We start from the raw sequence: 12,816 nt of genomic DNA on the forward strand, positions 1-12,816 counted from the left end.
AATCTATGCTACTTTTGCTTTTAAACGTTTCATTCTCTTCTTTACATTTCCTTGAACCACGTAGTGATCAATAGTTGGTGCAAACACGTTCATCAGTAAAATCGCTAAGAACACACCTTCTGGATATGCCGGGTTGAATACACGAATCATAATGGATATGAATCCTATTAAAAATCCGTAAATCCATTTCCCTTTATTGGTTTGCGCAGCTGTTACAGGATCTGTCGCCATGTATACTGCACCGAATAAAATACTTCCGATTATTAAATGTTGCCAAAATGGTACACTCATTAGACCAAAGAACTTACTCGATTCTCCAACCCATCCTGCATCAACAACACCATTAAAAATAAGTCCCATTGATAATGCACCTATCACTGTACTTAACATAATTCTCCAACTTCCAATCTTTGCAAAGATTAAGAACAATCCACCAAGTATGATTAAGAACTTTGACGTCTCACCTATTGATCCAGGTATTAAACCCCAGAACATATCAGAGTATGAATATAATTCTGCTGCTCTGTCACCATAAGTTGTTACGGTATCAGTACCTGCTACTGTTAACTCTTGGCCTGCTTTCGCGTAATACCCAAGTAATGTCTCACCAGACATAGCATCCGGTTGTTGTCCTGATGCTAAATCCTGAACTCTAGGATCTGCACCATGAACCCATACTTTATCACCAGACATCCAAGTTGGATATGCGAAGAATAAAAATGCTCTAATAGTTAAAGCTGGATTAAGAATGTTCATTCCAGTACCACCAAAAACTTCTTTACCGATAACAACACCAAATATCACAGCAACTGCTAACATCCACAATGGTAAATCAACAGGAACGATTAATGGTACTAACATACCTGTTACTAAATAACCTTCTTCTACCTCATGACCTTTGATGATTGCAAATACAAATTCTACTGCTAATCCTACACCATAAGACACTGCTACTAGTGGTAATATTTTCCAAGCACCAATTGTAAGGTTGTCTAAAGTCCAAAATGATGCACCTAAAAATCCGTTAGCGCTCTCAATTAATCCTTGTGCTAGATAATGCTGATAACCTGCATTAAACATACCAAATATAAGACATGGCACCATCGCCATGATAACTGTATTCATAGTACGCTTAAGATCATCTGCTGCCTTAACATGAGTACCACCATGAGTCGTCTCATTTGGTAAATACAAGAACGTAAAAAGGGCATTAAAACCAGGAAGCCACTTTTTGTCCTTATTTTTCTCTTTAAAATTGTGTAAATTCTGTTTTAAACCCATTATCCTATCTCTTTAAGCATTAAGTCTAATCCTTCTCTTATTATTTTCTGATGCGGCTGTTTAGACACACATACAAACTCCGTCAATGCAAAATCTTCCGGTGCTACTTCGTACATCCCTAAAGCTTCCATTTCATCTAAATCCTTATACATACAAGCCTTTAAGATTTGTAATGGATAGATATCTAATGGAAATACTTGTTCATAACTACCTGTCACTACAAATGCACGGTGCTCACCGTTTGTATTTGTGTTTAAGTCGTATTTCTTTTTTGGATTTAACCATGAAAACGTCAACGCTCTAGATGTTGATACTTTATTGAAGATTGGTTTATTCCAACCAAAGAATTCGTAATCATCACCTTCAGGTATCACAGTAATGACATTGCTGTAATAATCCAAACTACCATCTGGCTTCACTTGCTTACCTGTTAAGACATTACCTGAAATAATTCTGTCGTTGCCATCTTTCTCTACGCCATTGTCATAAATCATTGTTGCAACTTCAGAACCAATTTTAGTTTTAAAATATCTTGGTTTTTTAACTGAAGAACCAGCAAAAGCAACAACGCGCTCAGCATTAAACTTACCAGTTAGTAAGAGTTCACCAATAATGACTAAATCTTGTGCATTAACTGTCCACGCAACTTCACCTTTATTAATAGGATCTACTTTATTGATTAAAGTACCTACATTCCCAGAAGGATGAGGTCCTGAAACTTTATAAGTGGTTGCATTATCTAAACCTGCTAATGGCGAGTTATTACTACCTACTGAAATGTGAACTCCACCTTCTGTTAATTTAGACAGTGCAGTTACAGCAGCTTGCAATTCAGCCTCTTTACCAGCCAGAACGTAATCTAAGTCTGCAGCTAACGGTGCACTTGCATAACCAGAAACAAAAATAGCTTTTGGTGTAGACTCTACATTTGCAATAACATCATAAGGTCGTTGCTTTATAAAAGCCCAACATCCTGATGCTAATAAATGCTCCTTAATTTTTGCTGCATCTGAAGACAAATCAAATTTACCATGATCTATATACGTTTGCTCTTTGTCTGCAGTAATTTTAATTGCGTCGATGCGACGTCTTGGTCCACGTTGTATTTCAGAAATTTCACCAGACACTGGAGAAACAAATTTCATTGCTTCAGCATCTTTATTGTAAAACAAAGTCTCACCTGCTTTTACACGTGTACCTTCTTTTGCAACAAGTTTCGGGATAATACTGTGGAAATCTTCTGGTCTAATAAAATAGAAATTACTAATAATAGCATTTTCTGTCACTTTCTCGGCTTCACCGACTAGTTTTATATCTAGACCTTTTCTAATTCTGATGTCTTTTGACATATATCTTAAAAGATTAGTTATCTAAAAATCCGTGCAAATTTATGAATTAATGATAAATATACTTTCAGAAAAAATGCTAAGGTTTTTTATTTATACTAATTCTAAATAAGAAATTTAGATAAGGTACGGTTTTTGTTTATCTTTAACCACACTACATAAATTCCTCAAATGAAAAAGGTTGTCTATTGTATTCTATTTCTACTCTTTACATCATCGTCGATTCTTGCACAAGCCGAAGAAGTAGCACCGCCAGATTTTATAAAAACAATTAAATTCAAAAGTAATACCACACAAGGTCAACTACCCATATTGAGATTAGGAGAACCTCTAATATTAGAATTTGACGCTCTTAATGCTGATGAAGAAGACTTCTACTATGTGATTGAACATTTCAACTATGATTGGACTCCGTCTATTTTAGCAAAAGCTGAATATCTTCGAGGGCTCGATAACCAGCGGATTTTAGAATACTACAACTCATTCAACACCTATCAGGTGTATTCGCATTACAAACTGCAAATCCCTAATATTCAAACAAGAGGTTTACTTAAAAGTGGAAACTATATGATTTCTATATATGACGATTATGATGAACTAATGTTTAGCCGAAAATTCATGATATATGAAGATTTAGTGAGCACAGGTGTCCAAGTAAAACGCTCAAGAGATGTAACCGCAATTGCTGAAAAGCAAACGATAGATTTAAAAGTTTCAACAAACAGCATCAACTTTAATAACCCATTAGAAACAATAAAAACCTTAATTATTCAAAATAACAATCTTAATACATCAATTTCCGGCTTAGAGCCTCAATACACCATTGGCAATAATCTTATTTACAGATATGATACCGAATCTGCTTTTTGGGGAGGTAATGAATTCTTTTGGTTTGAAAATAAAGATGTCCGCACCTCAAATATGGCTGTACAATTTATAGATTTACAAGACATTTACCATAGTTATCTCTACACAAATGTACCTAGGCGAGACACGCCATACACCTACAACCCAGACATTAACGGGAATTTCCAAGTGACAGCTGCAGAACGCTTAAACACAGATATAGAAGCAGATTATACCATGGTTCATTTCTCACTGTCTCACGAAGAATTAAAGAGTAAGGACGTTCATGTTTATGGTAATTTTAATGCCTTTGCCATTGAACCATTAACTAAAATGGAATACAATTCTGAAAATGGAAAGTATGAGGTGATGCTAAGACTTAAACAAGGATTTTACAATTATAAATATGTGGTCGTTGACAAGGATACCGAAGCAGTAAATGAAGGTGCTATAAGTGGTGACTATTGGCAAACAGAAAACAATTATAAAGTCCTTGTTTACTACAGAGATTTAGGCGCCCGATACGATAGAATTATAAGTTATGGGGAAGCTTCCTCGACAGACATTTCCAATTAACAACCTTAAATATCTTTAACTAAAACTACCCATTTAAAATAAGAGCACATAATACTATGCTAAAAGACCTCAATCTTTTCAATCAATTATGCGAAGAACTGATAAAACTAGAAAAAGAGCATCCTGTTTCAAGGCCTATACCTACCGCAGAATTATTTAATGAATTAGACCTTTCTTTAAATGAAGAAGGTATCGTTGACAAAGACCTAATTGACACTTTAACAAAAATTATTAAGTATACACCAAAAACAGCTTCAAAATCTTTCTTTAATCAGCTTTTTGGTGGTCGTATGAGTAAGGCGACATTAGGAGATTTGTTAGCTGTTCTATTAAACAATAGTATGTACACCTATAAAGTGGCTGGACCGCAAGTAGGTATTGAAAAACAAATACTCAATAATATTTGCCATCTCATTGGTTATAACAAACAAGGAGATGGGACAATGGCACCTGGTGGCTCAATGAGCAACTTTATGGCATTAATAATGGCAAGAGATTTTAAACATCCAAGTGTTCGTAACAGCGGTGTAATTAGTGAAATGACCCTTTATACATCTAAAGAAGCACATTACTCTATTGCAAAAAACGCTTCATTTGCCGGCATTGGAAGATCTCAAGTTAGGGAGGTAGACACAAATGATAAGGGTGAAATGTTAACATCTCACTTAAGTTATCTTATTAATAAAGATGTAGAAGCTGGTCATATTCCATTTTTTGTAAATGCTACAGCTGGCACAACGGTATTAGGTGCCTTCGACAACATTTTAGAAATAAGCAAGGTTTGTAAAACTCATCATTTATGGCTTCATGTTGATGGTGCTTATTGCGGTGGTGTATTGTTTAGTAAAAAGTATAGACATCTTCTAAACGGTATAGAGCATTCAGATTCTTTTAGTGTCAATGCACACAAAATGCTTGGCACACCATTAAGCTGTTCTATTGTGCTTACCAAGCACAAAGAACAATTGCACAAATCCTTTTCCAATGAAGCTGACTATCTATATCAAACAGATTCGGATGACTTTAATTTAGGTAAAACCTCCTTACAGTGTGGCAGACGTAATGACGCATTAAAATTTTGGACGTTATGGAAGTCTATTGGAACAAAGGGTCTTGAAGAAATGGTAAATAAACAATTTTTACTAGCTGAAGTTGCACGACAATATATAAGAGACCACGAAAACTACACGCTCTACAGTTTCGAAAATTCTATTTCAGTTTGCTTTAACTATAGAAATATTTCTGCAAAGGAATTATGCACTGCTTTATATGAAGACTCAAAACTAATGGTAGGTTTTGGCAAATACAATGGTATTGAATTTATAAGATTGGTAACCATTAACAGCGTTTTGGAAAAAGAAGACATTATCGCTTTTTTTGACACTTTAGAGCACTTTGTTGCTAAAAAAATGCTAAAAACAGCCACATAACGATTAAAGAACTAAAATTCAACTCAAAATTTGTTATTTTAGCTTTTACAAGAAGCAATTGCATGGTTCAACAAGTTACAAGTGGCATCAAAATCTCTGTCGAAACTAATTTCGAAGGTACCTTTTATAAAAATTATAAGGTGCACTTTGCTTTTGGTTATAAAGTAACTATTGAAAACCAAAGTAAAGATTCCGTTCAGCTCAATTCTAGACACTGGCGCATTTTAGACGCTTTAAATAATGAAGAAATTATTGAAGGAGAAGGTGTCATTGGCAAAAAACCTGTTCTAAAACCTGGTGAATCACACACCTATAATTCAGGCTGTTTACTAACTTCACCTTTTGGTGCAATGCAAGGCCATTATAATATGGTAAACTTCACCAAAACCAATAATTTTAAGGTTTACATTCCTTCATTTAAATTGAGCGCACCGTTCGCATTGAATTAATCGAAACCTAGTTAAAGTCCCTAATATACTCAAACCTAAATAGATTATCATTCTGTTTGATATGAAAAAACAAACAGTTTGAATAATGGGCAAATTGATAGTCTGCTTTTATATCAAAACCCTTATCATTTAAATTATAGACTCCATCACAATCTACATGACCATATGGCGAAACTCTTCTAAACCTATATTCTAAAACATTGTCTAAATCATATAATTCAAACCAAGCGCCAGCAGCAATACCACTTAACCATTGCGCATGTTCTTCCTTAACCTCATTATGTTTTGGTTTTAGTGTTCCGGTCAAACTTGGATTATAACCTTGAAGTCTATCTAAAAACAACCTTCTATTTTCTTTACTAACAGTTGATGTAAATTCTTTAATTTCGCCTTTATCAGACACTAAATAGATGTAATCCTCAGTGTCAGATATAATGACATTTCCAATAGTACTTGGTGTAAACCACTTGGATCGAATAAGTCGATTTCTAATTTTATCATTTGTTACAGATGAAATTAATGTATCGGTAACAAAACGCGCACAATTACAAGCTTCCTTAATAAAAGCAGCATACCTAATAAAACCTAAAGACTGCATCTTGTCAATATGAGTTCTGGCAAGCTCATAATTAACCTCAGCACATACCGAAGCGTACAAATTACCATCACCATGCGTAAGTTTAGGATGAGTTGCCAAGAATTCTAAGATCTCAGGCAAATTCTCAATTTTATTATTTTCAATTTGAGCCATTAGGGGAAAACTAAGTTCAAAATCTGTTTCTCTACCCCTAACTCTTCCATTCGGTTCTGAAGTGATGTAACGGCCAAAATCGTGATATTCTAAAACACCTGTTTCCTTTTGAATTAAAACTAAAGCAGCATGACCTGCGCGTACATGTTTTCTACTACCAATACTTAAAAATCTCAAGAACCTAGAATACCATTCTTCTGCATGAGAAACAATAGTTTCGGGATATGCCAAGGTTAAAATGAAGGCATTATTATTAGCCATATAATCAACGTGTATATTTAGCCAACAACTTACAAAAAGTTTCAGAGAACTATCAATTTTAGAGCATTCTAATATCTTATAATTGTTGTAAATTTGTACTCGAAAAATTTCGAAATAAATAATATTAAACAATAATCCACTTTTGTGGAAATACTAAAAAATTAAGAGATGGGAAAAGGATTCTTCAATGTACCAATCGCTGTTAATGAGCCAGTGAAATCATATGCACCAGGTTCACCAGAACGCCAAGAAGTGTTAGAGGCATACAAAGCAATGTATAACAGTAAGATTGATGTCCCACTTTATATTAACGGTAAAGATGTGAGTACTGGAAATACTAGAACAATGTCACCACCACATGATCATCAACATATTGTTGGAGAATACCATTTAGCGGAGCAAAAACATGTTGACGAAGCTATTGCCACTGCGTTAGAAGCTCGTAAGACATGGTCTCAATTACCATGGGAACACCGCGCTGGCATCTTTTTAAAGGCTGCCGAATTAATTGCTGGACCTTACAGAGCCAAAATTAATGCTGCTACAATGATTGCACAATCTAAAACAATTCATCAAGCTGAAATTGATGCAGCATGTGAATTTATTGACTTCCTGCGTTTTAATGTGCAGTTTATGACAGATATCTATGCCGAACAACCAGAAAGTACGAGTGATGCCTGGAATAGGATTGAATATAGACCACTTGAAGGTTTCACATACGCGGTAACACCATTTAACTTTACTGCAATCTCAGGAAACTTACCAGCTTGTATGGCGTTAATGGGCAACGTTGTTGTTTGGAAACCAAGTGACAGTCAGATATTTTCTGCAAAAATAATTATGGACGTCTTTAAGGAAGCAGGTGTACCAGATGGTGTAATCAATGTTGTTTTTGGTGATCCTGTAATGATTACAAATACGGTATTAGCTCACCAAGATTTCTCTGGTCTACACTTTACTGGTTCTACATTCATTTTTAAAGAACTTTGGAAACAAATTGGAGAAAATATTCATACTTACAAGACTTACCCAAGAATTGTAGGTGAAACAGGTGGTAAGGATTTTATCATCGCACACAAGTCTGCGAATCCTAAACAAGTGGCAACTGCTATTTCTCGTGGTGCTTTTGAATTCCAAGGACAAAAATGTAGTGCTGCTTCTAGAGCCTATATTCCTAAAGGTATTTGGAATGATGTAAGGGATTTTGTTTTAGAAGATATCGCTTCATTTAAAATGGGTTCACCAGAAGACATGAACAACTTTATTACAGCAGTCATTCATGAAGGGTCTTTTGACAAATTGGCGAAATATATAGATCAGGCAAAGACTGATGGTGATGCTGAAATAATCGCTGGCGGAGGTTACGATAAGTCTAAAGGTTACTTTATTGAACCTACTGTAATTGTAACAACAAATCCGAAGTACACTACAATGGAAACTGAATTATTTGGACCAGTTATCACCATTTATGTTTATGAAGACGATGCGTATTCTGAAACACTTAAACTTGTAGATGACACAAGCGAATATGCATTAACAGGTGCTGTAATCGCAAGAGAGCGCTATGCCATTGACGAAGCTACCAAAGCGCTACAAAATTCAGCTGGTAATTTCTATATTAACGACAAACCAACTGGCGCAGTTGTTGGACAACAACCATTTGGTGGGGCAAGAGCATCTGGCACAAATGATAAAGCAGGTAGTGCACAAAACTTATTACGTTGGGTGTCGCCAAGAATGATTAAAGAAACATTTGTAACTCCTACAGATTATAGATATCCGTTCTTAGGATAAGTATTACAAGAATAAAAAAGCGCTTCTGTTGAAGCGCTTTTTTTATTTATGCTTTAATGGCAGGTAAATCACCTTCTTTGTTTCAAAAAAATCTTCTTCAAAATAATCAGAAAGTAAATACGCTTTCACAGTAGTATACTGCTTTAACTCTTTTGATAAATCACCACCTTTAAGGTAAAGAATTCCATTTTTCAAATCGTTTTTTTGAATTTTATCAATTTTGCCTTTCACCAATTTTGTAAACTCTGGCATAGCGGTTACAGCTCTACTCACTATGAAATCATAAGTGTCATCAATTGCTTCTACTCTACTATGTGTAGTCTTAATATTTGTTAATCCAATTGCTTCAGAAACAGCATTTATAACTTTAAGTTTTTTATTGATACTATCAACCAAATGAAATTGACAATTAGGAAACATAATAGCCAATGGCACACCTGGAAAGCCACCGCCAGTGCCAACATCTAGGATTGATGAACCTTCATTAAATGAAATAACCTTAGCGATTCCTAATGAATGAAGTACATGTCTCAAATAGAGCTCATCAATATCTTTTCTAGATATTACATTAATTTTGGAATTCCAGTCCTGATATAACCTTTTTAATGCTTCAAATTGTTTGATTTGTACATCAGTTAATTCTGGAAAATATTTTAAGATCAAATCCATTTACACTATTTTCTGCAAAAATACATTTTTTAAACATGTATAAATTATGTTAAATCTGAGATGCTCATATATTTATTAGTATCTTTGATTTCTTAAAAACTAACCTAACCCTAAGACGTTGAATACTTAAACTAAGAAGTATGAACAAACAAACCCTTTCTTTTTCAAGAACCGATTCAGCAAAGTTCTTTAGAACCCTTAATAAACGCGTAAACAATTATTTTAAGGAGAACAACATCAAACGCACAGGTAACTGGCAACTATGGTTAAAAACAGTAGTGATGTTTGCACTTTTTCTTACGCCTTATTTTTTATTACTCACTTTAGATATTCCTACTTGGGCTCAAATTCTGCTTACCGTTGTTATGGGTGTTGGAATGGCAGGAGTTGGAATGAATGTGATGCACGACGGTAATCATGGAGCTTTTTCAAACAAAGAATGGATCAACCGTTTAATGGGAAGTAGTATTTACATTTTAGCTGGAAATGTATATAATTGGAAAGTACAACACAATGTCCTACACCATACGTACACAAACATTCATGGACATGACGAAGACTTAGACGCCGGAAGAATTCTTCGCTTTTCTAAACACGCAAAGTGGAAGAAGTATCACAAGTTTCAACATTATTATTCTATTCTTTTATACGGTCTACTTACCATAAATTGGGCAATTACAACAGATTGGCAACAAATGCGCAGATATATGAAGCGCAAGCTGTCTTATGGAAAATTCCCTAACCCTTTTGTAAACTGGAGTAAATTGGTAATTTCTAAAATGGTTTATGTGGCCATGTGGATTGTATTACCTATACTTCTTACTGATCTTGCTTGGTATAAAGTATTAATCGGCTTCTTCTTAATGCATTATGTAGCTGGTCTTATATTGAGTATTGTATTTCAATTGGCACATGTCATGGATGAAGCAGAAATGCCAATGCCAGAAAAAGATGGTACTATGAAAAATACTTGGGCTATTCACCAATTAAAAACTACCGTTAATTTTGGTGCGAAAAATTGGTTGGTTAACTGGTATACTGGGGGCTTAAATCATCAAGTAGAGCATCATATTTTCCCTAATATTAGTCATATTCATTATGGTAAAATTGCACAGATTGTTAAAGACACTGCAAAGGAATTTAATTTACCTTACAAAGAATACGAAACTACACGTAAAGCCATTGTCGCTCATTTTAAATTTCTAAAAGAAATGGGTACTAAACCAGCTCTACAAGTTTAAATTTACTATTACTAACATCATGAATCAACTTTCAGATAGAATTAATAATCTATCGACATCAGCTACCCTAGCTATGGCTGCCAAAGCCAGAGAATTAAGAGCAGAGGGAAAAGACATTATTGGATTAAGTTTAGGTGAGCCAGATTTTGACACACCAGAATTTGTTAAGGAAGCTGCAATTAAAGCTATTAACGACAACTACAACAGCTACACACCCGTTGATGGTTATGGCGACCTAAAAAATGCTATTATCACTAAGTTTAAGAGAGATAATAATTTAGAATACACAGCATCTCAAATTGTGGTCTCTACTGGTGCAAAACAGGCGCTATACAATATTGCTTCAGTGATGTTAAATGATGGTGATGAAGTTATTTTGCCTTGTCCTTATTGGGTAAGCTACAGTGATATTGTAAAATTAAATGGAGGAGTTCCTGTTGAAGTAAAGACAGATATCTCTAACGATTTTAAAATGACTGCTGAACAGCTTGAAGCCGCTATAACACCAAAAACAAAAATGCTTTGGTACAGTTCACCTTGTAACCCAAGTGGATCAGTATATAGTAAAGAAGAATTAAGAGCTATTGCTGATGTTTTAAAGAAACACCCAAACATATATATTGTTTCCGACGAAATCTACGAACACATCAATTTCATTGGAGGTCACTTTAGCATTGCTGAGTTTGAAGACATGTATGACAGAACAATCACTGTAAATGGTGTCTCTAAGGCGTTTGCGATGACTGGTTGGAGAATTGGATATATAGGTGCACCAGATTGGATTGCGAGAGCCTGTAATAAAATTCAGGGGCAAGTTACAAGTGGTGCAAATTGTATTGCGCAACGTGCAGTTATTGCCGCACTAGAAGCACCTGCATCATCTATTCAATATATGGTAGATGAATTTAAAGAGCGTAGAAAACTAATACTAGGTCTGTTAGGTGAAATAGATGGCATCAAGGCTAATGAGCCAGAAGGAGCATTTTATGTATTCCCAAATGTATCGGAATATTTCGGTAAAACGCTTAAAGACAAAACCATTAATAATGCATCTGACATGGCTTTATACCTTTTGGAAGAAGCTAATGTTGCTACAGTAACTGGTGAAGCTTTTGGTAATCCTGATTGTATTAGAATTTCTTACGCTGCTTCGCAAGAAGAAATAAAAGAAGCGATTAGTCGTATAAAAGTCGCTTTAAGCTAAATATCGACTTAAATACTAAATTTAAAAGCTATAATGCGCATGCATTGCAGCTTTTTTATTTAAAAAAATAACCAAATTAAAATTGAAATAACCATGACAGAGGTTACTACAACTTTCATCCATAGCTTACGATTTTCTCTTCGAACTTTATTTTTAATTTCTAGTAATAGTTCTGGTGAAGCTTTTGGAAAATTAAAATTACCTCTTGTACACTTATTATAGCCACCTAAAGTTTTTCTAAAACGTTTAGACTTATCGAGCATAATATTTTTATTGCTCTTCAATGTACTTATCATAGATTCACTAAGTGGCATAATACCTCTAATTTAAAAATTTAAACATAAATATCACTAAACCCAAAGTTAATAAGCCAGTCACAACACCAACTTTCATCATTCGTATTTTACGTTCTTTTTTTAATCGAGTTGCTATAGAATGAAGTTCGGCATCTGTAGCCTTAGGAAGATTATATTCTGTTTTCTTATTTGGATGATAACCTCCTAAAGTAAATTTTAAACGATCTCTTTTATTAAGCAACTTTTGATTATTCTTAATAATCGTCATCATTGAACTTGAAGCCATAATTTCTAAAATTTTAGTTTGAATAAGACAATAATCTCCTACAGTGCCATATTTAAATGGCCTGTGAAACAAAAGACATTAACCATGGTTAATGTCAGTTTAAAAGTTCTAATATTTAATTGAAAAGTCTAACTCTAGAACATTGCTATTACAGCAATAAAAAAGACTGATAATTTAATAATGGCAGCGGTATGGTTTACCATTCTAAACTGCGAAGACTTTACACGTTGTTTGATACTAAATACCGAACGCTCAGTTGACGTTTTAAAGTTATCCTTTACTATTGATTTGTAATTGGTATTTAATAAACCATTATTTGTAAAATGACGGTTAATAACGGGTTCTGGTAAAGTTTCTAATTCTTGATTTAATACTAATTCCATGAT

13 protein-coding genes are annotated in these 12,816 nt (G+C 34.4%); 6 read left to right on the forward strand and 7 right to left on the reverse strand.

Annotated elements, in window-relative coordinates; translation table 11 throughout:
- Positions 1-3: 3 nt before the first annotated feature.
- Positions 4-1,281 carry an NADH:ubiquinone reductase (Na(+)-transporting) subunit B gene (locus tag HRU50_RS09040; protein ID WP_296350404.1) on the reverse strand — a complete coding sequence of 426 codons (1,278 nt, stop codon included), beginning with the start codon at positions 1,279-1,281 and terminating at the stop codon, positions 4-6.
- Positions 1,281-2,630, reverse strand: coding sequence for a Na(+)-translocating NADH-quinone reductase subunit A (locus tag HRU50_RS09045; protein ID WP_296350406.1), 1,350 nt, complete (start codon positions 2,628-2,630; stop codon positions 1,281-1,283). Before HRU50_RS09045 ends, HRU50_RS09040 begins: the two co-directional genes overlap by 1 nt.
- Positions 2,631-2,798: 168 nt before the next feature.
- Between HRU50_RS09045 and HRU50_RS09050 the strand changes: the two genes are divergently transcribed.
- The 3 genes from HRU50_RS09050 (at position 2,799) to apaG (ending at position 5,928) form a co-directional block, all read left to right on the forward strand.
- Positions 2,799-4,049: a DUF5103 domain-containing protein gene (locus tag HRU50_RS09050; RefSeq protein ID WP_296350408.1), complete on the forward strand. Its 1,251-nt coding sequence runs from the start codon at positions 2,799-2,801 to the stop codon at positions 4,047-4,049.
- A 56-nt stretch (positions 4,050-4,105) separates the two neighbouring features.
- Complete coding sequence (locus tag HRU50_RS09055) at positions 4,106-5,479, forward strand: pyridoxal-dependent decarboxylase (RefSeq protein WP_296350410.1); 1,374 nt, start codon at positions 4,106-4,108, stop codon at positions 5,477-5,479.
- 62 nt (positions 5,480-5,541) lie between these two features.
- Positions 5,542-5,928, forward strand: a complete 387-nt coding sequence (apaG, locus tag HRU50_RS09060) for a Co2+/Mg2+ efflux protein ApaG (RefSeq protein ID WP_296350412.1) — start codon at positions 5,542-5,544, stop codon at positions 5,926-5,928.
- A gap of 7 nt (positions 5,929-5,935) precedes the next feature.
- Here the strand turns inward: apaG and HRU50_RS09065 are convergent, their stop codons facing one another.
- Positions 5,936-6,940 (reverse strand): DUF6695 family protein, encoded by a 1,005-nt coding sequence (locus HRU50_RS09065; protein WP_296350414.1) that lies wholly within the window; start codon positions 6,938-6,940, stop codon positions 5,936-5,938.
- Between the two features lie 168 nt (positions 6,941-7,108).
- Between HRU50_RS09065 and pruA the strand changes: the two genes are divergently transcribed.
- Positions 7,109-8,734: an L-glutamate gamma-semialdehyde dehydrogenase gene (gene pruA / locus HRU50_RS09070; protein ID WP_296350416.1), complete on the forward strand. Its 1,626-nt coding sequence runs from the start codon at positions 7,109-7,111 to the stop codon at positions 8,732-8,734.
- Between the two features lie 42 nt (positions 8,735-8,776).
- On the opposite strand, the gene rsmG is transcribed toward pruA, so the two are convergent.
- Positions 8,777-9,403 carry a 16S rRNA (guanine(527)-N(7))-methyltransferase RsmG gene (gene rsmG / locus HRU50_RS09075; RefSeq protein WP_296350419.1) on the reverse strand — a complete coding sequence of 209 codons (627 nt, stop codon included), beginning with the start codon at positions 9,401-9,403 and terminating at the stop codon, positions 8,777-8,779.
- A 140-nt stretch (positions 9,404-9,543) separates the two neighbouring features.
- Between rsmG and HRU50_RS09080 the strand changes: the two genes are divergently transcribed.
- Together HRU50_RS09080 and HRU50_RS09085 are read left to right on the forward strand one after the other, a co-directional pair.
- Positions 9,544-10,644, forward strand: a complete 1,101-nt coding sequence (locus HRU50_RS09080; protein ID WP_296350421.1) for an acyl-CoA desaturase — start codon at positions 9,544-9,546, stop codon at positions 10,642-10,644.
- Positions 10,645-10,663: 19 nt separating this feature from the next.
- Positions 10,664-11,848, forward strand: a complete 1,185-nt coding sequence (locus HRU50_RS09085; RefSeq protein WP_296350422.1) for a pyridoxal phosphate-dependent aminotransferase — start codon at positions 10,664-10,666, stop codon at positions 11,846-11,848.
- Between the two features lie 59 nt (positions 11,849-11,907).
- On the opposite strand, the gene HRU50_RS09090 is transcribed toward HRU50_RS09085, so the two are convergent.
- The 3 genes from HRU50_RS09090 to HRU50_RS09100 form a co-directional block, all read right to left on the reverse strand.
- On the reverse strand, positions 11,908-12,162 hold the full coding sequence (locus HRU50_RS09090) for a hypothetical protein (protein ID WP_296350424.1): 255 nt from the start codon (positions 12,160-12,162) through the stop codon (positions 11,908-11,910).
- Positions 12,163-12,169: 7 nt separating this feature from the next.
- Positions 12,170-12,430 (reverse strand): hypothetical protein, encoded by a 261-nt coding sequence (locus HRU50_RS09095; RefSeq protein WP_296350426.1) that lies wholly within the window; start codon positions 12,428-12,430, stop codon positions 12,170-12,172.
- Positions 12,431-12,564: 134 nt separating this feature from the next.
- Positions 12,565-12,813 (reverse strand): hypothetical protein, encoded by a 249-nt coding sequence (locus HRU50_RS09100; RefSeq protein ID WP_296350428.1) that lies wholly within the window; start codon positions 12,811-12,813, stop codon positions 12,565-12,567.
- Between the last annotated feature and the right edge of the window lie 3 nt (positions 12,814-12,816).

The sequence above is a fragment of the Winogradskyella sp. genome (assembly GCF_013213835.1).
GTDB lineage: Bacteria > Bacteroidota > Bacteroidia > Flavobacteriales > Flavobacteriaceae > Winogradskyella.